We start from the raw sequence: 25,174 nt of genomic DNA, 5'->3' as shown, positions 1-25,174 counted from the left end.
GGTTCCTACCTCTATCGGTAGGAACCTTTTATTTTAGTGAATGATTTTACTTCCTTTTGCATTCTCAACAAATTTTTCACTTGATTTGTTAATTGGTGTTTTCAGTAATAACGCAGCAACAATCATAACTACTACGAAAACACTTAACACAAGTAAATCTCTTATTACGATATCCCAAAGCATTCCGCCTACCGTTTCACGAATTGCACTAATTGCGTATGTGAACGGTAAGAACGGATAAATCGCTTGGAAGAATTTCGGTGTCATTTGAATTGGGAATGTTCCGCCCGACCCTGCTACTTGTAGTACAAGTAAAATGATCGCCATCGATTTCCCAACGTTTCCGAAAATAGAAACGAGTGAATATACGATACAAACGAAGACTCCACCAATAAATAAACTAAATAATACAAACCAGAACTTATCGACTACGTACGTACCGAGTAAGAATATATCTCCCATCGATACGATAAACGCTTGTGAAAGACCTATCGTTAAGAATGTTAATAAACGTCCGAAGTAAATTTCATGGCTCTTATAATTCGCGCCCTCTTCGTGTACTTCTACCGTTAATAATGAAACCATTAATAATGCGCCTACCCATAATGCAAGCACTGTATAGAATGGTGACATCGCTGAACCGTAGTTCGGCATCGCAAATAATTTATTTTCTTTTAAATTTACTGGATTCGCAAAGTAATCACTTTGCTTCTCAACATCGTTTTTCAATAAGCGTATGATGTCTTTTAAATCCTCTTCAGATTCAAAATCACGAATTTTATCTGCTAATTCTTTAATCTTTTTCTCAGTCTCCGGCATTTCAGCTTTAATGTCTACTAATTTCTTTCTACCGTCTACTAAGCCTTTTGATGAATCTTCTAGTAATTTTTTAACATCTGGAAGCTTTTTGTCTGCATCATTTAAAATTTGAGTTGTATTTTTCGACATCTCTTTTGTACGAGCAATTGCTGTATTGAAATTAGGTACAATTTCTGAATCATACGTCGATAATACATCTGTTAATTGAGCTGATCCGCCCTTCGCAGCGTTGTTAATACTTTCAATTACATCTTTTGTAGGTTTCTGGCCATTGTTAAGAAGTGTAATTCCCTTATTCGTTGCCTCTACACCTTTTTGTAAGCTGCTTTTCGCTTTGTTTAATTTTGCGATTCCATTATTAAGGTTTTTATCACTATTTACATCCGCTAAAACCTTATTTGTACTTTCTAGAACTGGAATCATATCATCAATTAAACCGATTCCAGATTGGAATTGACCATTTAAACTATTTAAAGCTACTTTCGTTGAATCTAAATCGTTAATACCTCTATTCTTTACATCTTCTTTCGCCTTTTGTAAGTCTGCTTTTGCACCTTCAATACCATTTTTTACTTTATCGTAATCTGCTTTTGCATTATCATATGCTGTATTTGCATCAACTTTAGCTTGATCGACTGTGCTAACTGCTTTTTTATAATCTGCTACAAACGTTTCATTATAATCTTTTTCAGCTTGATCAATTAATCCATTTGCTGCATCTAATTTTTGATTCGCTACATCCGTTACATCTTTCTTTACTTCTTGTCCTTTACCAATAACATTTACAATATCTTTAATACCGTTGTTTGCATTTTCCATACCGCTTTTCAGCTTAGTTAAGCGATCCACTCGCCCTTGGAAAAAGCTTTGACCAAAATCAGTCGTCGCCGATTTTTGAAGTTCAGTAAATACATTAATAAGATACGAAATACCTTCTGTACGAGCTTGCAATTGATCTGATACCGCATTTAAATCTTTCTTTGCTTGTTCTGGATCAAATTGCCCATTTTGCAATCCATTTACAACACTTTTTCCATAAGCTGTTCCTGCACGTGATGAACTTAAAACATTATTTACTGTTTGATTAATACTTTGTGCTATATTTTTATACCCATCACTATTCAACTTAGAAAGATCTGGTTTCGCCGGGAATTCAGGTAATCCATTCATTCCAGACAAATCAGGGATGTTTAAATCAACACCTGGATTCATTAAAAAGTCAGTAAATGCAGCAGCTCTATCCATAACGCCTTGTGCTGCTACTAAATCATTTCTTATCGTCCCTGGAGCATTTTTTAATGTTTGATCTTGTCTTGCAAAGAACTTATCTAAATTCGCCAATGCTTCCTGCCCATCATTTATTACACTCTCTACAACAGGTAAATCTTTCTGCGCTACTTTCACAACATCTTCTGCTCGAGTTGCATCATCTAACGCCTTATCCATGAGTGTATTCATTTCTGGGAACTGCGCTTCTAGCTTAAAGACAAGATCTTTTACTTTTTCGATACTTGGTAAGTTTGTTTCTAAATCGATTCCAAGGTCATTGAAAATTTTAAAAATCTCACCGTTTGCTGTTTTAACAAAGTTTTTACTAATTTCTTCTGTAATACCTGATGCACCTTTTGCTGTAATCTTCGGTGCAATCGCGTTTACTTTTTCATTCACATAGTAATCCAGTTCTGGTTTTTTCGGATTTTCATCCAGAACAGTTGCGATTTTTTCAGAGAAGTCTTTTGGAATCGTAATACTTGCATAATAATCCCCACGCTCAACTCCGTAAATTGCTTGTTTTTCATCTACAAATTTCCAGCCAAGATTTTTGTTTTTCTTAAGGGAGTCTACAATCTCTTTCCCGATATTAATATCTTTCCCTCTTAAATTAGAACCTGCATCTTGGTTAGAAACTGCAATGGGAACCTCTTTTGTATTTCCATACGGATCCCAAGAAGCTTTAATGTTAAACCATGCATATAACGATGGTAAAATCATTAATCCTAAAACAATAACAATTGCAGCCCAATGTTTGGCTACATTCCGTAAATCTGTCTTATAAATACGCCAAATTTGTTTCATAGAAGTTATCACCTAATTATATATTTTTCCTTCTTTAGAAAATGATACATGCATTTTGCAATTATATCACTTTCTACATCGTGTATTAACCAAAAACGCACTATTTTTTCCCATTAACTTTCACTTACTTCATTATATAACGAAGTGAGTCAAAGTATGAATACAAAATGACCAAATCGGTTTTACATTCAATAATAACAAATATATATGAAATGTCATAAAAAATACAAGTATTTTCTCTTGGAAATACTTGTATTCCTAAAAAAATCCTCACAGCTTTTATTCTCTGTGAGGATTTCTTCTATTATATATCCAATTGAACCTCTACACCGAAATGATCTGAAATTACATTTCTGTTTGTACCATTAAAAATAACTTTTGAAGAATGAACTTTTTTACTTTGGTTACACAATATTAGATCGATTCGCAAATTATGTTTATTTTCATCCCAACCAGCAATCTCACCTTGGACAGTCGTTCCTTCATCCTTCTCTATTGCTAATTCATATGTGTCATACAACCCTTTTTGCATCATATACTCATAACCTTCGCCTTCCAACCGAGCATTGTTATTAAAATCCCCCATTAAGAAGGCGAGCTTATTGCTATCTACACGCTCCATCAAACGATCAACTTGACCTTTGAATGACTCTTCTTCATCATTCCACCAACCGAGATGGCAAGAGTAAAACGTTATATCCTTACCATTATAAGCAATTGTTGTACTTACAATTTTACGTGTTTTCCAATACGTTGTATCCTCGTTCTCTGAAATGAAGAACGTATCTTCTTTTATAATATTATGCTTCGTTATAATCGCTAATCCTTCTTCATACACGTCATAACCAATATGAGAGAAATCCCAAGCAATATTGTAATCTTTTACATGTAGCGCTTTTAACTCTTCTAATAGTAAAAGTCCAAAATTATCTTCTTTCTTGTTACCGCATACATTTTCAGCTTGTATGGACTGACTTACTTCTTGCAATGCGATGACATCGTACTCTTCTTCTTGAATTACTTTAGCAAGGTATTGTATCTTTTCTATTTGATTCTCTTCTTGCCAAGAATGACAGTTTAAAGTTAGCAATTTCATATTATTACGCACCTAACATATCTTGAATGTCTGACTTTAATACGTCAGCTTTCGGACCATATACCGCTTGTACACCTTTATCTTTTACAATAAGCCCTAGAGCACCATTTTGTTTCCACTGTGCTTCTGGTGCAACAACATCTAAATCTTTTACTGTTACACGTAAGCGCGTCATACAAGCATCTACGTCAGCAATATTTTCTTTTCCACCTAATAAATCGATAACTTTTGTTGCTAGTGAACCGTCTTGTACATTTCCTGTTCCTTCTGATGCCTCATCTTCATTATCAATATAGTTACCTGCACGCCCTGGTGTTGGTAAATTGAATTTTTTAATTAAGAAATTAAATAGTGTAAAGTTAAGACCGAAGAACACTAATGAAACAATAACAAAGTTGATTAAGTCTCTTGTTAAACCTGCGTTAACCATCATTGGTGTACGAGTAATTAACTCAATAAATCCAAATGCATGAACACGTAAGTTAATTAAATCAGCTAGCGCGAATGCAAGTCCTGTTGTAATAGCATATACAACATATAATACTGGAGCAATAAACATGAACATGAATTCAATTGGTTCTGTTACACCTGTTAAGAATACTGCTAATGCTGCTGATAAAAACATTGGTTTATATTTTGCACGCTTTTCTTTATCCACGTTACGGAACATCGCAAATGCAATCCCCATTAACGCTGCTGTTGAGCCGATAACTTGTCCAGCTTTGAAACGAGCTGGTACAACGTTATTTAATAAATCGTTATATGCCTTCGTATCTCCATTTGCTAGTAAATTATTTAAATCTGTAATCCATGCAAGCCATAATGGATCTTGTCCTGCTACAACTTGTCCAACTTTTGAACCAGTTAACATCGTATATGTTCCGCCTAGCTCTGTATAGTTCATCGGAATCGTTAACATATGGTGTAAACCAAATGGTAATAATAAACGCTCTAACGTTCCATATACAAACGGTGCAACAACTGGTGCGCTATCTTTTGAAGCTGCAATCCAGCGACCAAATTCATTTAACCCACTTTGGATGAATGGCCATATAAGTGATAATACAATCGCAGTAACTGTAGACCAAAGAATTACAACGAATGGTACAAATCGTTTTCCATTAAAGAATGCTAATGCCTGTGGCAGTTTATTATAGTTATAATATTTGTTATATAAAGTAGCTCCTAAGAAACCTGTGATGATCCCTACGAACACTCCCATGTTTAATGCAGGTGCACCAAGTACAGAAGTAAAGTAATCTTTTACAATTAAATCTCCCGCTATTACTGAAGAAACTTTCGCTTTTGAATCCGCTAACATTTCAGCGTTTACGCCAAATATAGCTCCTGTAATTCGGTTTGTTAAGACGAATGCTAATAGCGCTGCAAATGCACCACCCGCGCGATCTTTCGCCCAAGATCCCCCAATTGCTACTGCGAATAAGATGTGTAGATTTGTAATGATTGCCCAACCGATGTCTTCCATTACGCGAGCGATTGTATGAACTGCGTTAACATCCCCAGCAGACATACCAATTAACTTACCGATGGAAATCATTAAACCAGCTGCTGGCATTACGGCTACAACAACTAATAAAGCTTTCCCGAACTTTTGCCAAAAATCAAAAGACGTAATTTTCATCTGTTCTTCCTCCCCTTTATTTATAACAACATAATGATTTAAATTATAATTTCTGTCCCTTTTATGAAAACGATTCCTCATATCATTTTTCTTTTTTTTTACGCAACCGTTTTCATAAATCTATTTTAATAAAAGCGTTTTCACTTTGCAATAGAAATTTATTTTTTTTCATAAAAAAAGATGCTCAAAGAGCATCCTTTTTTATTATGAAATGCGATAAACCCTTGTTTCATAAGGTTTTAAAGCAATTGTTGTTACTTCTTCATGTTCCGCAACTTCATAGTTATTTAAAAGCAAACGTTTGCGTTCTAGTGCAAATGAACCCTCATTATACACAGCTTCCTCTTTTGAGATATTACTAATTACAATGACTTTTTCATCCTGTAACGTACGTGTATATGCATAAATTTGTGGATCGTCTTCTAAAAGTAAATCGTACGTACCATAGTTCAGTACATCGTGCTCTTTTTTCAGGGCAATCATTTTCTTATAGAAATTGAAAATAGACTTTTCTTCATTTTTTTGCTTTTCAACATTAATTTCTTTGTAATTTGGATTCATGCTAAACCAAGGTGTACTTGTTGTGAAACCAGCATTCATCTCATCATTCCACTGCATAGGTGTACGTGAATTATCGCGGCAAGAAGCCCATATAATCTCCATCATATCTTGATGTGGTACGCCCTCTGCAATTTTCTCGCGATATAAATTTTTAATTGCTACATCATCGTAATCTTCAATATTTGGTAACTGAACATTTGTCATACCAATTTCTTGGCCTTGATAAATAAACGGTGTACCGTGCATAAAGAAATACATCGCCCCTAGAGCTGTTGCACTTTCACGCCAATATTGTTTATCATCTCCCCATGTTGAAACGATACGTGGTTTATCGTGATTCTCAATATATAAAGCGTTCCATCCTTTATTTTCTAATCCTTTTTGCCATTTCGTTAATACTTTTTTCAATCCTACAACATCAAGGTCTTTCTTCTTCTCTGCATCCCATAAACTTAAATGTTCAAATTGGAATACCATATTGAACTTACCTTGCTCTTCTCCAACCCATAGCTCAGCATCTTCAATCTTAACACCATTTGCTTCACCAACAGTCATAATATCGTACTTAGAGAATGTATTTTCTTTTAGCTCTTCTAATAAAGGTTGAATACCTTTCACATTCATATGTTTATCAAAAGATGGCACATATTTTAACTCTTTTGGATTTGGCATATCCTTGAGGCCTTCTTCTTTTTTAATATGACTGATCGCATCAACGCGGAAACCATCAATACCTTTATCAAGCCACCAATTAACCGTATCATATAGTACTTCGCGAACTTCTTTATTCTCCCAGTTTAAATCTGGTTGTTTACGTGAGAATAGATGTAAATAATATTGTTCTGTTTCTTCATCATATTCCCATGCCGAACCATTAAAAATACTTTCCCAGTTGTTTGGCTCCGCACCATCTTTACCATCATGCCAAATATACCAATCACGCTTCGGATTATCTTTAGATGAACGTGATTCAATAAACCATGGATGTTCATCACTCGTATGATTAATAACTAAATCAATAATAAGCTTCATATCACGCTTATGAACTTCATCTAGTAAAGCATCAAAGTCTGCCATTGTACCAAACTCATCCATAATATCTTGATAATCACTAATATCATAACCATTATCATCATTAGGCGATTTATACATTGGACAAATCCAAATTACATCTATACCTAAATCTTTTAAATAATCCAGTTTTGCAATAATACCTTGTAAATCTCCAATACCATCACCATTTGAATCCATAAAGCTTCGTGGATAAATTTGATAAGCAACCGCTTCTTTCCACCATGTCTTATTCATAGTCATTCTCTCCTTTTGCATCCCATCGGATTTTTATGCAAACGTTTTCGTAACACTATCATAACAAAATATGAACAGTTTGCAACTGTTTTCATTGAACTCTATGTAGATTCTTTATTCTTATGCTTTATTTATTTCTCACAAAGGTAAATCTCATTCTTCACCTCTCCTTGAAACTGGTAGCCCCTCTCTCTTTATAGAAGAAGTTCCTTATATAAAGGCTGTTGAATTTTTTAATAGCGGTAACATCCCTGAAAATTTCAAGCGCTCTGGTTCCTATGTCTATAAACCTATTCCCCTTAAAGGCATTCAAATCATGCAATACTTTCTTTCTCATGCACCAAATAAAGATGCTAGTATTTGGCATCAATCGATCATAGGTGCTGTTGAAAATATTTCGCCGAATGAAACGGCTTATTTTCATCGTAAAGCAATTATTGCTCAAGAATACATTACCTCTTGGAAATGCGATGATGAAGAAAATCGAAATATACGCTGGGTTAAAGGTTTACGAGAAAGCTTAGATCCTTATACACTAGGTGACTATGTGAACTGGCCCGATATCGATATTAAAAATTGGCAAACTAGTTATTATGGCTCTAACTTTCACAGATTACGTAAAGTAAAAACCATGTATGATCCTTGTGATGTTTTTCATTTCCAACAAAGTATTCCTCCTTTTCATACGTGAAAAAAGGGGATAACATTAAAAAATCATCCAATATACCGTTACCTCGCAGTATGTTGGATGATTCAAGTTGATTTTCTATATCGTTTCAAATTCTTGCTCCTACTCATAAACTTTTACTTACAGATTAATTGTATTTCGTATCATTTTCATGCAATGAATGTAATTTAATATTTGGTACTTTATCTTTTTCAATACCTCTATTATAAGAAACAGGAACTTGAAATTCGAATTGCTTTGTCTCATGTTTTTGTAAATAGACTGGTTTCGGTACTGGATAGCTTTTTGAATTCTCGTTTGCATTATCGTATAAAACAACTTTTAATGCTTGTGAATGATTACGATAATTTTTTAAAGTAACAATGCACTTCGGTTGGATATTCTCTCCATTTTTCTCCATTCTACACTGGCTATCTTCTTTTTTATATTCTATTGCTTCTACCCCTGTTTTTCCTGCGTAGTACCATGTTTTATTCAATGTCTGGAGGATTGTATTTAAAATAAACGGCATCATTACAATCAAAATACTAATGCCTACTACTTTTATCTTATTCGTTTTTCTAAATGTACTAGACTCCTTTTTTCCTAGCCATTTTAAAAATAATATAAATGCAATTACATGTAGTATGAAAGAAACAATCAATATATTTGAGACTTTATAATCCATATAAACATACGTATGTATCGGAACCTTATAGACATTGAATAGTTTTTCCCCAATTAATTCATTATCATTTGGAATTTTTAATAATAACAAAACCCCTATACTGTAACAAATAGCTACTAATCGATCATACTCAATACGAATCATTCTTTCTCCCCTTCACTTTGTATTTTATTATCGATTTTAGCTATTATTACCATACTATACAATCTTTTTATAGAGGATAACGTAAAAAAGTTCCTTATAAATATATAAAGAACCTTATTAATATACACTATGAATTAAAAAATCAATATACAATTTTCACATAGAGATTTCTTCAAAATATGTTGGATCATGTATTGTAATTTTTTTATCTAAAATTGTAACAATGCTATCATTTTTTAATTGTTTTAATACGCTGCTAACTGTCTCTCGAGATGTTCCAGATATTTTGGATATTTCAATTGTTGTAAGTGGACATGAAATTACAATCTTTTCTCCACTCTGTTCTCCTAAATCCTGCATTAAATAATTTAACGTTTGGATAACACGATCTTGTGCATTAGGAATTGTAATATTTTGCACTCGATTTTCGTTCAATTTTAATATAGATGATAATTGCTGAACAACGTACATCAATTGCGTTCTGCTGGACTTTACCATATCTTCAAAGATTACCGTTGGAATATAATATACCTCCACATCCGTCATTGCTTCTGCTGTATAGTTATATCCTCTGTCTGTAAACATACCACCATAAGGAAAAATAGAATATCGCTTCACATAGTCATCGTATAATAAGTTCCCATTTTGATTAACCCGCTCTAACTTTACAAAACCATCTAACATGAAGTAAATTCTTTCTCTTGAATCCCCTTCTAAAAATAAAAATTGACCTTTTTTATAAGTTCGCCAATAAACAAACTCTGTTAAGCCTTTCAATTTTTTTTCTGTTAAATGAGCAAATAATTCGAACTGCTTTAAGTCTTTCACTACGTTCCGTCTATTCATAAAATTCCCTCTCTCTTGCTGTATGTTGGAGCGAAAAAATCAAGAAAGCGTATTCAATTTGAATTTTATCATAATTAACTTACATATTCAGATTTCATCATGAAAACTTTATGAACAATGAGTACAAAAAATATTAATAAATAAAAAGAATGAAGTTACTAACTCCATTCTTTTTTACTACTAAGTAGCGTACATAAGAATTTAAACATACATGCATACATTCTGTTTTGAAATAATAGTACCAGCTTTTTCTTCTAGTGCTTCATATACTTTTTCTAAAGACGTAATAATTGTTTTTCTTTTTGGATTTGTATTAACAAAATTAATAGCAGCTTCAATTTTCGGAAGCATGCTTCCCGCAGCGAATTGTTGTTCTTCAATATATTCTTCTAATTGATTCACTGTGACATGCTCTAATTTTTTTTGATTCGGTTGATTATAATTTACATACACATGATCAACTGCAGTTAAAATAACGAGCGTATCGGCATCTACTAATTCTGCTAATTTCTGTGCAGCGAAATCTTTATCGATAACCGCTTCAGTTCCTTTTAACCCTTCTTCGGAATCAATTACTGGAATTCCACCTCCGCCAACAGCTATCACTATGTTTCCATCTTCGACCAAAGAATTAATCACTTTATGTTCATGAATACTTACAGGCTTCGGTGATGGAACAACACGTCTCCATCCTCTACCAGCATCTTCTTTAAACACTGCTTTTGTTTCATCCATTAATCTTCTGGCCTCTTCTTCTGTATAAAAAGGACCGATTGGTTTAGTTGGATTTTTAAATGCCTCATCTTTTTTATCCACAACAACGCGTGTTATAACCGTTGCTACGTCTTTTTTTATATTCCGTTTTTTCAATGCCTTTTCAATCGCATTTTCCATCCAATATCCAATCATTCCTTGGCTCATTGCCCCACAAGTATCTAATGGCATTGCAGGTGTCTTTTCCGTTTCTGCAGCTTTTTGCTGTAATAAAATATTCCCCACTTGTGGGCCATTTCCATGCGCAATTACTATATCCACATCATTTTCCATTATTTTCACAAGTTGTTCTGCCGTTTTTTCCAACGCTTCTTGCTGCGCTCCCGCAGTAGCTTCTCCAGACTGTATCGCATTTCCCCCTAGTGCAACTACAATTTTTCTTCGTGCCATATTCCAGCCCTCCAGTTGATTTCGCTTTCACAGCGCTTTATAAAGTAATACTGCCTGTAATTAATCCATAAATCGCAAAGAATGCTAAAGCACCAATTGCTACGGATGATGCTAATTCCACTCGAGTAAATATTTGCTTCGAACTCTTTTGCTTTTGAACATTGTAAAAAATAAAAATACCTGGCGCATATAAAGTCATTGTTAATAATAAATACTCTAAACCAGCTGCATAAACTAACCACACGCCATAAATACTGGCTATCAAACCAATTACTATATTTTTATTTCGATCTACTTCTTCAGAATTTAAGCTATGCTTCAGTTGATAAAATGCTGAAAAAGCATATGGAATTAAAATAGCTGAAGATGCTAAAGAGAATGCAAAGTTATACGCCTGATCAGAAACAACGAATGTTAACAAGAACATTTGTATTAAACCATTTGTTATCCACAATGAATTTACTGGAGCCTTATTTTTATTTTCTTTTGCGAACCATTTTGGAAATACTCCATCTTTAGCCGCTAAATATGGAATTTCAGAAGCGAGCAAAGTCCAACCTAACCAAGCACCTAATACAGAGATGACCAAACCTAAATTAATAAAGATAGCACCCCATTTTCCAACAACACTTTCAAATAAATAAGCCATAGCCGGATTTTTCAAACCCGCAATATCTGCTTGCTGCATAAGTCCAAGAGACAATAATGTGATTAAAATATAAATGATGAGTGTACCAATTAAGCCAATAACGGTTGCTTTCCCTACATCACTTCTATTTTTTGCTCGACTGGATAAAACAACAGCCCCTTCTACCCCAATGAATACCCATAAAGTTACAAGCATTGTACTTTTAACTTGGCTGCCAACTGCTCCCCATGAAAAAGAACCAGTTTGCCCCCAAAATCCATCTAAGAACGTATCAATATGAAACGCGAAGATTCCTATGACAATAAATACAAATACAGGTACTAATTTTGCGATTGTAGTTACTAAATTCACAAGTGCTGCTGATTGAACTCCACGTAAAATTAACATGTGAACACACCATAATAATACGCTTGCACCAATAATGGACGCTACATTTTGCCCGCCTTCAAAGATTGGGAAGAAATATCCTAATGAAGAAAACAATAATGTACCGTAAGCTACATTTCCAAGCCAAGCAGATAACCAGTATCCCCACGCACTATTAAACCCCATAAAATTACCAAATCCTGCTTTTGCATAGCTAAAAATACCACCATCTAAATCTGGCCGTTTTACAGTTAGATTTTGAAAAGATAATCCAAGTGCAATCATCCCAATTCCTGTTATAACCCAGCCAATAATAATGGCTCCAGCACCAGCACCTTTTGCCATATCACTCGCTAAATTAAAGGCTCCACCGCCAATCATAGACCCAACTACAAGAGCCGTTAGTGTAAACAACCCTAATTTCTTATCTTCACCCATTCCACTCACCTCTCTTAAATTGCAATAACAATACAAAAGCAATAGTGAATGATAGTGTCTAAAGGAGGAGAAAGAAGAAAGGAAGACTCCCTTTCTTCTTTACTCCATGTTTCCTAAAGTAGCTGCCATAACCGCTTTAATTGTATGCATTCTATTTTCAGCTTGATCAAATACTTTTGAATGTTTACTGCGGAATACTTCGTCAGTTACCTCCATTTCTTTCAACCCATATTTCTCATAAACTTCTTCGCCATACATCGTTTCAACATCATGAAATGCAGGTAAACAATGTAAGAAAATCACGTTTTCATTCCCTGTTGCTTTAATCATTTTCATATTTACTTGATAAGGTTTCAATAACTCGACACGTTCAGCAAATTTTTCTTCTTCCCCCATAGACACCCATACATCTGTATAAATTACATCTGCATTCGCAACAGCTTCTTCCACATTACTTGTTATCATTACCTGTTCATTATATTTTTTTGCTAAATCAATTACTTCTTGTGCAGGCCATAAAGATTCCGGTGTACAAATACGTACATCCATTCCAACGATTGCTCCACCAACTAGTAAGCTATTAGCAACATTATTTCGTCCATCGCCAACGTAAACGAGCTTCACATTTTTCAATTTCCCTATATGTTCTCTAATTGTTAATAAATCTGCTAGTGTTTGTGTTGGATGCCACATATCTGTTAATCCATTCCAAACCGGCACACCAGAATTTTGTGCTAAAGATTCTACAGTTTCATGATTAAATCCACGAAACTCAATTCCGTCAAACATACGCCCTAACACTTTTGCTGTATCCTCTACAGATTCTTTTTTCCCAAGTTGAATATCACCTTTCCCTAAATATTCAGGATTTGCCCCTAAATCTGTACATGCTACTGTAAATGCACAACGCGTACGAGTAGAAGTTTTTTCAAATAAGAGCGCTACATTTTTACCTTCTAAATAATGATGCGGGATACCATTTTTCTTTTTCTCTTTTAATTCTGCTGCCAAATCTAGAAAATATAACAATTCTTCTTGTGTAAAATCTTTTTCTGCTAGAAAGCTTCTTCCTTTTAAATTTGGTCTAGTCATTAACATAATTCATCCCTACTTTCTCCGTTATTTATACTAAATATCTTTACGAACAATTGGCATACTCATGCAACGTGGACCCCCACGACCACGAGATAATTCCGAACTTAGCACCTCAATCACTTCTATACCGTGTTCCCGTAATAACGTATTAGATACATAGTTGCGATCATATGTAACAACTACACCTGGCGCAATTGCTAATGTGTTCGAGCCATCATTCCATTGTTCACGAGCAGAAGCAATTACATCTCCTCCTCCACATGGAATAAGAACTAATTCACTTAAGCCTAATACCTCTTTTAATGCTTCCATTAAAGAAGTACGATGTGTAATTTTAAGAGTTTCCTCATCTGATCCTTTTTCTAAAATATAAATATTCATATTCCCTTTTGGCCCTTGAATGGCTGGATGAATTGTAAACTTGTCATAATCAACCATTGTAAATACTGTATCTAGATGCATAAATGCTCGACATTTTGGAATTTCTATTGCTAACACTTTCTTAATTTTATTTTGTCGGCTAAAGAGATTTTTAGCTAAACGTTCAATTGCTTTAGCTGAAGTACGAGCAGATACTCCAATCGCAATTGTTTCTTCATTTAAAATTAGCTCGTCGCCACCTTCAATTGGAAATTTATAATCACGATCTAACCAGATTGGTACATTATGTTTTGCAAATCTTGGATGATATTTAATGATGTACTCCATGAATAATGATTCACGTCTACGCGCTGGTTCTCTCATCTTATTTATCGTTAAGCCATCGCCCACGCTAGCTGCTGGATCACGAGTAAAATATAAATTAGGCATTGGATCTAAGTAAAACGGATAGTGATCTTCCATTAATTCATATAAATGTGTCTTCTTACTTGTTTCAATTTCGTTTTTCCGTACACCGCCCATAATTTTTTGAATTAATTCTTCATTTGAAAAGGAAAGTAAATATTCTTTTAAAGTTTGATGTGCAACATTTACGTCGGCCTGTCCTTCTTTTAAAATACGATCAACAAATTCTTCTCGAAGTTTTTTATCTACTAACGCCTCAGCGGCTAGTTTTTCTAAATAAAGAACTTCAACACCCCGATTGCGTAACGTTTGTGCAAAATAATCATGCTCTTTTTGAATAATTGGTAAGTATGGAATATCGTCAAATAATAATTGCTGCAAATAATCTGGCGTCAAGTTTTCCACTTCTTTACCCGGTCGTTTTAATAAAACCGTTTGTAATTCCCCAATTTCTGAAGTAACATGTATCGGATGTTTCATTTGTTGTACCTCCTTTTAAATATGTTTGATGTCTTACAAGTACATAATAAATGCTCTGCACTTTCATCTTTGTGAAAGTATCCACATTATCATTGTGAAATATTAAACAAGTTATTTTTTTAAAATCATACGAATATGTATTTTTATAACAAACTATCTCGCTTTCTCAATAAAAAATACATATATTACGCATATATGTTGAATATTTAACTTCCGTATTTAAACAAAAATCCTGTTTTTAATTTTATTAAAAACAGGATTTTTGCATCTAAATAATTAAATTTAATCTTTCTTCTATAATCTCCCTATCTGATTTCGACTGTGAAATTATAAGGCATGTATCATTTCCACATATACATCCTATTTTTTCTTTCCAATCTAACTCATCAAATAAAACACCAATAACATGTGCATTACCAGGTAATGTTTTAATAACCATTAATTGATCTACACAATCAATTTTTACAACCACTTCTCGTAATTTTTTCTTTAACTTTATATCAGTTTGTACATGCTCTTCTGAGAAAACTTTATATATCATTAATCCTTCTTGAGAAGGTACCTTCGTTAAGTTTAACTCACGAATATCGCGAGAAACCGTAGCTTGTGTTACTAATACATCTTTTTTTGCTAACAATTCTACTAATCTTTCTTGCTTATCTATTTCATACTCCTTTACAAATTGTTTAATTAACCGTTGTCTTTTTTCTTTTTTCATAAAAGACACCCCTTTTAATATTATAGCTCGCTATAATTTTCATCCGAAAGGGACAGAAAAGAATGTTGCGGAAACGTTCATAGTTTAACTGTAAATATTAAATCAAGCTAAATAAAAAAGAGAAGAACAGCATTCTGTTCTTCCTTTTACATTGAAAATCGTTCAATTGTTTGTTTCAAATCAGTTGCTTGCTTCTCTAAATCCTTTAATAATTGATCGATTGCTATCATATTTTTAGACTGTTGTAGCGTCACACGCGCTACTTCTTGCGAACCAGCTGACGTTTCTTCAGCAATTGCTGCTACAGCTTTTGTTTGTGCTCCTGTTTGATGAATGTGGCTCACTTGTTCATTCATATAACTACTAATTTGCTGAGTTGCATCGGCTACTTCCATAACACTTGATGACATTTCTTTTAAAATTAATTCCGTAGCTTCCCCACGTTTCGCCTCTTCTTTAGCTATTTTCACTTGTTCTGTCATTTTCATTGCAACTTGTTGTACTTCATCTTGCATATTCCGTAATAACTGCGATATGTTTCTTGCAGAATGATCACTTTCATCAGCAAGTTTCCGTACTTCTTCCGCAACAACCGCAAAGCCTCTTCCATGCTCTCCTGCGCGAGCTGCCTCAATAGAAGCATTTAGTGCTAATAAATTCGTTTGGCTAGCAATCGCACTCACAACAGACACAATATGTTCTACTTGTTTCATTCGTTCTTCTAACTTCTGTACATTTTGCATTGAATCTTCATTTTCTTTTGCCAATGTTTGAATACCTTGAATTAAAGACGTAAAGACACGAGTACTATGCCCTAAAGCTTCAACCATTTCTGAAGACAATGTATCAGACTGCTTCGCTTTTTCTTCTACTTCACTTGCAATAGAAGTCGTTGTATCAACAGCAGAAACAATTGCTTGAATTGATGCCGCTGATTGCTCAGCGCCTGAAGAAATTTCTGCAAGTGTCTCAGATACACCTTGCGCTTGTCTCGTTGCTTCGCCTGTTTGTTTTCTAATCTGCTGTACTTGATTATTTGTATACGAAAATGTTGTATCAATATTTTTTACCATGCCCCTTAAGTTTCCTAACATCATATTAAATGCAACACTTAAAGATTTAATTTCATCATCTGTCTTCGGTAATGGAACATCTTCACGAATATCACCCTCAGCTGCTTTTCTTGCCGCCTCCTCTAACTTGCGAAGCGGTTTAATTAAAAATACGGCTGCTCCATATGCTAAAATTCCAGACCATACTACCCCTAACAACATAACGATAATATTATATACAGTTTGACTTACATAACTTTGAAAATAATCGTATATCACGTAAATAAAAAAGATACTTGTTGAATATGTAATGAAAGCTAAAACTGTAGTGAATAGCATAAGTTGTGTACGTAATCCAAAAGAAAATGTTTTCCTTTCTTTTTCCATCTTCCCTTTCCCCCTTTTTATAAGCAATATAAATACTACCTATATATTATTATCCATATTTTCATTATAGAAGGATATAGAGATTTTAAAAAATATTATTTCTTTGAATATCAAATTGCACGAAAAAAATAAAGGATTCTGACAATTTATGACTAATAACAGAAATAAGGGGCAACATTTGTAAAATATATTTTTAACTGGGGGTTTTGTATGATTCAAGTTCGAAATCTAGTAAAATCATTCGGTTCACTTGATGTGTTAAAAGGAATTGATTTAGAAGTAAAAGAAAAAGAAGTAGTTGTTTTAATTGGTGCCAGTGGTTCTGGTAAAAGTACATTACTTCGCTGTCTTAACTTTTTAGAAATGTACGATGAAGGCGAAATTCACTTACAAGGTGAGCGAATTGATCCAAAGCATTCAAATTTAAATAAAGTCCGTGAAAATGTCGGTATGGTTTTTCAGCACTTTAACCTCTTTCCTCATATGACCTCACTAGAAAACATCATAGAAGCACCTATTCACGTAAAAAAATTAGAGAAAGCAAATGCAAAGGATATTGGAACTCAACTTCTCCAAAAAGTCGGCCTTCAAGATAAAGCAGATGTAACTCCTCATCTTCTTTCAGGTGGTCAAAAACAGCGCATTGCCATTGCACGAGCTCTTGCAATGAGCCCTAAGATTATGCTATTTGATGAGCCTACCTCAGCTTTAGACCCTGAACTTGTTGGAGAAGTATTGCAAGTTATGAAAGAACTTGCTGAAGAAGGGATGACAATGGTTATTGTTACTCATGAAATGAATTTCGCAAGAGATGTAGCTGATCGCGTCATCTTTATGGATGATGGAAAGATTGTAGAAGATGCTCCGCCAGCACAATTCTTTTCAGCTCCATCACATGAACGGGCAAAACAATTTTTACGCAACGTTTTATAATGTAACTTTTGTTTCGAACGAAAAAGAATACATTCATACGGTGCACAACTAATCATCCAAATAAAATATTTCAATAACATACTAAAAAACCATCTGTATGATCAATATATAGGAGGGGTTTTATGAAAAGAAAACTATTAACCATTGTTGCTAGCATTACACTATGTACATCTTTCATACTAGGAGCTTGTAGCAAAGAAAGCTCCACTACTTCAACAAATGGTGAAAAAGAATTTCGCTATGCGATGAGTGGATTATACAAACCTTTTAACTATAAAGAAAATGACGGCAAACTTGTCGGTTTTGATGTAGAAATCGGTGAAGCTCTTGCTAAAAAGATGAACATGAAGGCTACGCCAGTTACAAACCCATGGGAAACGCTGATTCAAGGTCTTCAAGCGAAGAAATATGATGTAATACTGGGTAGTATGGCAATTACAGAGGAGCGCTTAAAAGCTGTTAGTTTCTCAAATCCGTACTATCGCTCCGGCGCCCAAATTTTTGTAGCTAAAAAGAATAACGCTATCTCTTCTCCAGAAGATTTAAAAGGTAAGAAAATTGGTGTTGTAAAAGCTAGTACCTTTAAAAATCTTGTTGCAAAATATACAGATCAAATCACAGAATATGACAGCGATATTACTGCTCTTATGGATTTAGAGCCTGGGCGTGTTGACGCAGTAATTACGGATCAAATGGTTGGTCTACGTATGATAAAAGAAGGAAAATCAAATATAAAAGAAGCCGGAAAACCATTAAATCTTGATGAAATGGGAATTGCTATTCGCAAAGATGATAAAGAAATGGTTGAGAAAGTAAATAAAGCGTTAGATGAAATCATTAAAGATGGTACGTATGAAAAGATCAGTAAAAAATGGTTCGGGCGTAATATTCTCGGTGAAGAGGAAAAAATGAAGTAAGTTAGCCATTCAAAAGATTCATAAACAGTGCCCCACTGATTAAATGTTCATTTTATGTGGGGCATTTCATTCTCTACTAAAATCTATACAATATGAGGTGAAACACATGTTTGAAATTTTTATCTCTACCTATCCCACACTCTTAAAGGCTACTATTGTCACATTACAATTAACATTAACCTCCCTAGTACTCGGTTCATTAATTGGATTATTATTTGCTTTCTTTCGAATCTCGAATAACAAAGTTTTAAATAGCATTGCTCATATCTATATTGCTATTATTCGTGGTACACCTTTAATCGTTCAAATCGCAATTCTCTATTTTGGCATTACATCTGTCATTGTTTTCTCCCCTTTTTGGGCAGGAGCAATCGCTTTAGCAATTCATAACGGTGCATATATTACGGAAATTTTCCGTGGATCCATTCAATCCGTCGACCGGGGACAATTGGAAGCCGCTCGCTCCTTAGGTATGCCTTACCCTTTAGCTATGCGCCGGATTATATTACCACAAGCATTTCGTCTGTCTCTTCCTCCTCTAGGAAACCAATTTATTATCGGATTAAAAGACTCTTCACTTGTCGCTTACGTAGGACTGTCCGAGTTATGGGGATCAGGTTTATCAATTGCAGCAGGTAACTTCCAACAATTAGATACTTACATAATCGTTGGTGTATACTATCTCGTACTTGTTCTTCTATTTACTTATTTTGTTAATCTCTTAGAAAAACGACTACAACGAAAAGAAACTAACTCCGTCCAATTCCATAAAAAGAACAAAAAGGAAGTTTCTTTATAAGAAAAAGCAAGCCTGAGATGGCTTGCTTTTTCATTGCAAAAATATATTAATTTTTACTGATTTACTTTTTTAATACTCTTTTCTTCCTCTATATGTTCCTCACGATATGAAATATTATGAGGATCTAGTCCATTTCCTAAAGAACCATAGAAATGCTCTCTATGCGGATCCACTAATTCACTTCCTTGATAATACACACGTGGTGTATTCCATAGCGCTGCCAAAGCTTTTGTCATCGGCATCTCATGATAGCGTTCCGGCCACATTTCTTTAATCTTCTCTTTTACTAACGGATAGTATTTAGAACTCATAGCAGGAAACAGATGATGTTCTGTATGATATGAGAAATTGAAATGTAAAACGTCTACCCAGCGCGGCACTGTTACTGACAAACAGTTTGCTAACGGATCATTTACTGGAACAATTGGATTTAAGCGGTGATTTGTTGCGATATATGCCATTACAATAAAGTTAGCAATTAACAACGGAATGACATATGCAAATAACCATTTTCCAGGTCCCATAATAAACAATAAACTAATCCAAACTGTCCAAGGCAAAAGAAGTTGAAGCCATACAGATTTTTGATTGGATGACTTGAACTCTTTTATAAAATGAAAGAACATTCGAGTCGAATGCAATGTAAATTGAATTGTTAGTGACAGAAAACTAAAGAATGAACGTACATGTAAAGGCATACGATATACCCAACTCAAAAACTTACTCTTCTTAAGTTTCTCAAGTGTCGGCCATGCATCCGGATCATTCTCTTCATGCTGTGTATGAACATGATGCGTTGCATTATGCCACTTTCTCCAAAGCTTTGGCCCTGTTGATAATGGCATAAATGCAATCGCGCCTAAGAAATCACGAAGCCATGCCTTTCTTACAACAGTTCCATGTAAAATTTCATGCCCTAAAAATCCAAGTGAAGCAAAACATAATCCAAGAACAATCGCAATTCCTAGATTCGCCCACACATTCAATTCAAATACACCAATCGATATTAACCCCGCCAATGCCACAAGCAAATAAGCCAGTCCACCAAATAAACGAGTAGGCACTGGTTTAAATGCTTTTTTCGGCAAATGTGGTGATACACGTGCTGCATACCACCCAAACGTATGAAGCTCCTTCATCCTTTTGCTCCTTTCTTATGCCGCGCCTTGCGCAACTTACATATATCAATTCTTGCTTCCAGATTGATTTTACTAGATGATCCAAAAAGCATCTATTATAAGGAAAATATACTCACTCTATCGTCACTTATTTTTCGCTTTTATTATCAATGAAAAACATTTCTCTTTTTACTCTCTATCAACCTTTCCACATGATGAATCATAACAATAGAATTTCTATATTGTCAACACCTTTTATGACCTAGTAATAAAAGGTGGTTATATTTTTATAATCATACTTTATTTCACTAAAGAAAATGTATAGATTCCATAAGGATTTACCCACTATATATAGACATTTTCTTAAATGCCATAGACTCTATCTCATTCAATAACTCCCTATGTAATCAACAAACAGAATCACTTGAATTTAGTTTTATATAAATCCCACTACTTCATAATGCCCCACCTAATTAATTATATTAAAATAATTTATAACCTCTTTTAATAAAAATAGACTACTTCTAAAACAACACACATAAATTTCATATAATATGGAAATATTAAAAGGAAAATTGTTCTAAAATCAGGAGGTTTCCGCAATGACAAGTGATACATTTCCACAACTGCCGCTATCTTATTGGATTGAATCTACTCAGCTTCCTACTTTCCCTCGTTTATCCGAAAATATAAAGACGAAAGTTGCTATTATCGGTGCTGGTATTACAGGTATTACTACTGCCTATTTACTTGCAAAAGAAGGCATCGATGTTGTTTTAATTGATTCTGGTCGTATTTTAAACGGAACGACTGGGCATACAACAGCGAAAGTAACAGCACAACATGATCTTATTTATGATGAATTAATAAACCATTTCGGTGTAGAAAAGGCCGGGCTTTACTATGAATCAAATAATCAGGCTCTACAATTCATAAATGAAACTGTTCAAACATATAAAATCGACTGTAATTTCTCAAATGAAGATTCATATTTATATACAACTACCGATAACGGATTAAGAAATTTATCGAAAGAATATGAAGCTTATCAAAAATTAAATATACCTTGTGACTATGTTCAATCTCTATCGATTCCTATTCCAGTACAATCTGCGCTTATAATGAAAAATCAAGCACAATTCCATCCCCTTCTTTATTTAAAAACACTTTTAGAAAAGTTTGTGGAGATGGGCGGAAAGCTCTACGAACAAACAACAGCTATGGATGTGGAAAAGGGAGATCATCCACAAATAATTACAAAAGAGGGCCATCATATCACTTGTGAATATGTCGTCTCTTGTTCACATTTTCCTTTTTATGATGCAAATAGCTTTTTCTTTACGCGAATGTACGCAGAACGCTCCTACGCTCTTGCAATAAAAGCAAAAACGGATTATCCAGGTGGCATGTATTTAAGTATTGATGATCCAAAGCGCTCCTTACGCTATATAACAAACAATGGAGAAAAATTAATTTTGATTGGCGGAGAGAGTCATAAAACAGGACAAGGAATAAATACGATGCTTCATTACGAAGCACTTTATTCTTTTGCTGAAGCAACTTTTGGAATAGACGAAGTTCCTTATAGATGGTCAGCACAAGATTTAATCACTCTAGATAAGCTTCCTTATATCGGACATATTAACGAAAGAAATCCAAATATCTTTGTTGCAACTGGATATCGCAAATGGGGCATGACAACTGGAACTGCTGCCGCTCACCTACTGAAGGACTCCATCCTAAAAGTCCACAGTCCCTATAAAGAACTGTATGCACCATCACGCTTCCATGCAAATCCAGATATAAAAACGTTCCTCTCCCAAAACATTGATGTTGCGAAACATTTAATTGAAGGTAAGATTGAAACCGCATTACGTAAGCCAGAAGATCTCGAAGTTGGTGAAGGATCTGTCGTACATGTTAACGGTAAACGAGCAGGTGCTTATAAGGACAAAGAAGGAAAATTACATATCGTCGATACAACTTGTACACATCTCGGCTGTGAAGTTGAATGGAATAATGGTGATTGTACTTGGGATTGCCCTTGCCATGGTTCTCGTTTTTCAATTGAGGGAGACGTTCTTGAAGGCCCAGCAGATCAACCGTTAAAACGAGTTGATAATGAGTAAACAAATAAAGAAGTTCAACAGAATTACTGTTGAACTTCTTTATTTGTTATAAAATCTTTTCAGATAAATTTCGACACAGGGAGGGAAATATTAACATTAAATAAAATAATATATTCAGCTACAAATTAAAAGGGGTGAATATTATGCAACCTTCAGCTCCACCTCATCTAGAATCTACAGAAACTATCTTTTCAAGCTCTATTACAAAACTTGTTGTTTTTATTTGTTGGCTAGCCATTTTAGCTGATGGATATGATTTAGGTATTTACGGTGCCGTTCTACCAAAGCTCCTAGAAGACAAAAGCTGGGCGCTATCACCAGCGCACGCTGGTACAATTGCAAGCTATGCTTTATTTGGGATGTTTATTGGGGCTATTCTAGTTGGAACGATTACAGATCTAATTGGGCGTAAATGGACGCTTATATGCTGTTTAGCACTTTTTTCTATCACAATGGGTTTAGCGGCTATCGCTTCTTCTCCTAAGTTATTTGGATTATCTCGATTTATAGGAGGAATCGGATTAGGCGGTGTTATCCCAACGGCTTCAGCACTTACTGTTGAATATTCACCAAAAAAAAGGCAATCTTTTATTTATGCTCTTATGTTTACTGGCTATCCTTTAGGTATCGTATTAGGTGCTATTTTGTCTATGTTTATGTTAGAAGATTTCGGATGGAGAATTATGTTTGGTATCGGAATGATTCCACTACTCCTCATTCCTTTCATTATTCGCTATTTACCTGAGTCCATTCAATTTTTATTATCACGTAATCGCCAAGAAGAAGTGAACCAAATTCTTAATCGTTTTCAAATTGAATTTCATGTAAAAAATAAAACTCATCAAGCTCCATCTACTATACGAAAGAAAAATGGATTTTTTACTTTATTCTCAAAAGAATACATAAAAGCAACACTACTTTTTTGGATCACTTATATAATGGGAATGTTTTTAATATACGGTTTAAATACTTGGTTACCACAGATGATGCGCCAGGCGGGATATCCTCTTGGATCTAGTCTGTCTTTTCTACTTATGCTAAATATTACCGCAGCTGTTGGTGCGTTATTCGCTGGAGCAATTGCTGATCGTATAGGCGCAAAAATTGTTATTAGCATCTCTTATCTTATGGCAGCCATATGTATCGGACTATTAACAATTAAGCCATCTGTTACAATCATTTATCTTTTAATTGGCCTTGCTGGTATTGGATCGGTCGGTATTACTCAAATATTAAATGCATATGTAACACAATACTTCCCATCACATATCCGAGCTACCTCCTTAGGCTGGGGACTGGGACTTGGCCGAGTTGGTGCAATTGCTGGCCCTATTCTCATCGGTATTATAATGACAATGCAATATGACTTAGCATGGAATTTTTACTTATTCTCCTTTGCAGGTCTTATCGCAGCTATATCTGTTTTCTTCATTCCTACAAAATAAAAAGAGCACAAACTTACTTGTGCTCTTTTTCATATGCTTCAAACAGCATGTCTCGAAATAGTGTATTTAAAATTTCAATATCGATCCCTGATCCCTTTTCAATTCCTTTTACATATTGCCCATAGTAATGAATTTGTTCTTCTAAAAATTGATTTAGCACCTTAATTTTCAATCCAACATCTAATTCAGTACCTGCTTTTTTCTTTATTAACAACTTTTCAATCTCATCTAATACACTACGTTCTAATGGTAATTCTGTAATCAATCGATCAAATTCTACAGGTGGTAAAGTTGCTTTCTCTTCTAGCCACTTACAAGCTAAAATAGGACGTAATACATAAAAGTACTTTTTCAGCTTTACATTCTCACCTTGCAAAAATTCACGATAATTTTTCGACGCCATATGTAAATAATGATATATCGTTGCTTTTGGATCAAAATTCTTCTCACTCATCTGTTGAAGTAGTTCTGGAAAATTAGAGTTTTTCGAATAAAAAATTGGTGATCGAATCCACTCAAGTAAAGCTGGGTTCGATTTCGCGAATAGTTGCAACGCCTTTTTAATATCCCAACCACTTATATCTAAATCATCACTAATTGGATATTCAATTACATCACGTTTGTCATGAATTGATAAATACCATTCTACCGGATGTATATAAACAAACCTAACATCATAATCGCTATCTTTCGATGGAAACCCCCAAGCACGACTCCCTGATTCCACCGCAAATAAAATTTTTACATCATTCTCTTTTTCAATTCTTTCTAACTCCAACTCGATTTTCTCTCTCATTTCATAACATCTCCATTTTTTGATTATTTCCTTGGAAATTCGACAATACACTATT

The 25,174-nt window shown here is 34.4% G+C and carries 18 protein-coding genes and 3 pseudogenes; 6 read left to right on the top strand and 15 right to left on the bottom strand.

The genetic code is table 11. The features are described 5' to 3' along the window. Positions 1-33 precede the first annotated feature (33 nt). The 4 genes from NST27_RS02110 to NST27_RS02095 all read right to left on the bottom strand — a co-directional run bounded on the left by NST27_RS02110 (position 34) and on the right by NST27_RS02095 (position 7,502). Complete coding sequence (locus NST27_RS02110) at positions 34-2,895, bottom strand: YhgE/Pip domain-containing protein (protein ID WP_000810083.1); 2,862 nt, start codon at positions 2,893-2,895, stop codon at positions 34-36. 304 nt (positions 2,896-3,199) lie between these two features. Next, positions 3,200-3,991 (bottom strand): endonuclease/exonuclease/phosphatase family protein, encoded by a 792-nt coding sequence (locus tag NST27_RS02105; RefSeq protein WP_061661671.1) that lies wholly within the window; start codon positions 3,989-3,991, stop codon positions 3,200-3,202. Positions 3,992-3,995: 4 nt separating this feature from the next. Beyond that, a complete protein-coding gene (locus tag NST27_RS02100; protein WP_000705558.1) occupies positions 3,996-5,633 on the bottom strand; it encodes a PTS transporter subunit IIBC in 1,638 nt (545 codons plus the stop codon). Between the two features lie 204 nt (positions 5,634-5,837). Continuing rightward, complete coding sequence (locus NST27_RS02095; protein WP_001044703.1) at positions 5,838-7,502, bottom strand: glycoside hydrolase family 13 protein; 1,665 nt, start codon at positions 7,500-7,502, stop codon at positions 5,838-5,840. Between the two features lie 154 nt (positions 7,503-7,656). On the opposite strand from NST27_RS02095, the pseudogene NST27_RS02090 reads away from it, so the two are divergent. After that, positions 7,657-8,193, top strand: a pseudogene (locus NST27_RS02090) (BBE domain-containing protein); the annotation flags it as partial. A 124-nt stretch (positions 8,194-8,317) separates the two neighbouring features. Here NST27_RS02090 and NST27_RS02085 read toward each other — a convergent pair. From NST27_RS02085 to NST27_RS29475, 9 genes and pseudogenes are all read right to left on the bottom strand, one after another. Next, positions 8,318-9,001 carry a hypothetical protein gene (locus NST27_RS02085; RefSeq protein WP_000619194.1) on the bottom strand — a complete coding sequence of 228 codons (684 nt, stop codon included), beginning with the start codon at positions 8,999-9,001 and terminating at the stop codon, positions 8,318-8,320. Between the two features lie 156 nt (positions 9,002-9,157). Further along, positions 9,158-9,847, bottom strand: a complete 690-nt coding sequence (locus tag NST27_RS02080; RefSeq protein WP_001081905.1) for a Crp/Fnr family transcriptional regulator — start codon at positions 9,845-9,847, stop codon at positions 9,158-9,160. 201 nt (positions 9,848-10,048) lie between these two features. Further along, entirely contained in the window at positions 10,049-11,011 is a 963-nt protein-coding gene (gene arcC, locus NST27_RS02075) for a carbamate kinase (RefSeq protein WP_000113948.1), read from the bottom strand. A 37-nt stretch (positions 11,012-11,048) separates the two neighbouring features. After that, positions 11,049-12,464: an arginine-ornithine antiporter gene (gene arcD / locus NST27_RS02070; RefSeq protein WP_000503402.1), complete on the bottom strand. Its 1,416-nt coding sequence runs from the start codon at positions 12,462-12,464 to the stop codon at positions 11,049-11,051. Between the two features lie 99 nt (positions 12,465-12,563). After that, positions 12,564-13,562 (bottom strand): ornithine carbamoyltransferase, encoded by a 999-nt coding sequence (gene argF, locus NST27_RS02065; protein ID WP_000930289.1) that lies wholly within the window; start codon positions 13,560-13,562, stop codon positions 12,564-12,566. Positions 13,563-13,592: 30 nt separating this feature from the next. After that, a complete protein-coding gene (gene arcA / locus NST27_RS02060) occupies positions 13,593-14,825 on the bottom strand; it encodes an arginine deiminase (RefSeq protein WP_000682331.1) in 1,233 nt (410 codons plus the stop codon). 268 nt (positions 14,826-15,093) lie between these two features. After that, the gene (gene argR / locus NST27_RS02055; RefSeq protein WP_000711827.1) at positions 15,094-15,543 is read right to left on the bottom strand and encodes an arginine repressor; all 450 of its coding nucleotides are present in this window, start codon (positions 15,541-15,543) and stop codon (positions 15,094-15,096) included. Positions 15,544-15,689: 146 nt separating this feature from the next. Next, a pseudogene (locus tag NST27_RS29480) lies at positions 15,690-16,262 on the bottom strand (methyl-accepting chemotaxis protein); the annotation flags it as partial. Between the two features lie 369 nt (positions 16,263-16,631). Continuing rightward, positions 16,632-16,817, bottom strand: a pseudogene (locus NST27_RS29475) (HAMP domain-containing protein); the annotation flags it as partial. Between the two features lie 375 nt (positions 16,818-17,192). Here NST27_RS29475 and NST27_RS02045 point away from each other — a divergent pair. The 3 genes from NST27_RS02045 to NST27_RS02035 all read left to right on the top strand — a co-directional run bounded on the left by NST27_RS02045 (position 17,193) and on the right by NST27_RS02035 (position 19,631). Then, positions 17,193-17,915, top strand: coding sequence for an amino acid ABC transporter ATP-binding protein (locus tag NST27_RS02045; RefSeq protein WP_000616925.1), 723 nt, complete (start codon positions 17,193-17,195; stop codon positions 17,913-17,915). Between the two features lie 122 nt (positions 17,916-18,037). Next, entirely contained in the window at positions 18,038-18,832 is a 795-nt protein-coding gene (locus tag NST27_RS02040; protein WP_000823767.1) for an ABC transporter substrate-binding protein, read from the top strand. Between the two features lie 43 nt (positions 18,833-18,875). Then, positions 18,876-19,631 carry an amino acid ABC transporter permease gene (locus NST27_RS02035; protein WP_003283038.1) on the top strand — a complete coding sequence of 252 codons (756 nt, stop codon included), beginning with the start codon at positions 18,876-18,878 and terminating at the stop codon, positions 19,629-19,631. A gap of 53 nt (positions 19,632-19,684) precedes the next feature. Here NST27_RS02035 and NST27_RS02030 read toward each other — a convergent pair whose 3' ends face one another. Beyond that, positions 19,685-20,770 (bottom strand): fatty acid desaturase family protein, encoded by a 1,086-nt coding sequence (locus NST27_RS02030; protein ID WP_000661226.1) that lies wholly within the window; start codon positions 20,768-20,770, stop codon positions 19,685-19,687. A 581-nt stretch (positions 20,771-21,351) separates the two neighbouring features. Between NST27_RS02030 and NST27_RS02025 the strand changes: the two genes are divergently transcribed. Beyond that, positions 21,352-22,878, top strand: a complete 1,527-nt coding sequence (locus NST27_RS02025) for an FAD-dependent oxidoreductase (protein WP_000199992.1) — start codon at positions 21,352-21,354, stop codon at positions 22,876-22,878. 143 nt (positions 22,879-23,021) lie between these two features. Beyond that, the gene (locus NST27_RS02020) at positions 23,022-24,323 is read left to right on the top strand and encodes an MFS transporter (RefSeq protein WP_047385547.1); all 1,302 of its coding nucleotides are present in this window, start codon (positions 23,022-23,024) and stop codon (positions 24,321-24,323) included. 13 nt (positions 24,324-24,336) lie between these two features. Here NST27_RS02020 and NST27_RS02015 read toward each other — a convergent pair whose 3' ends face one another. Further along, the gene (locus NST27_RS02015) at positions 24,337-25,119 is read right to left on the bottom strand and encodes a nucleotidyltransferase domain-containing protein (RefSeq protein WP_001208232.1); all 783 of its coding nucleotides are present in this window, start codon (positions 25,117-25,119) and stop codon (positions 24,337-24,339) included. Positions 25,120-25,174: the final 55 nt, after the last annotated feature.

Origin of the sequence: Bacillus sp. FSL W8-0770 (genome assembly GCF_038008705.1) — a bacterium.
Taxonomy (GTDB): Bacteria; Bacillota; Bacilli; order Bacillales; family Bacillaceae_G; genus Bacillus_A; species Bacillus_A cereus.
Note: the sequence above shows the minus strand (reverse complement) of the source record. Positions and strands in the feature narration are given on the sequence as shown.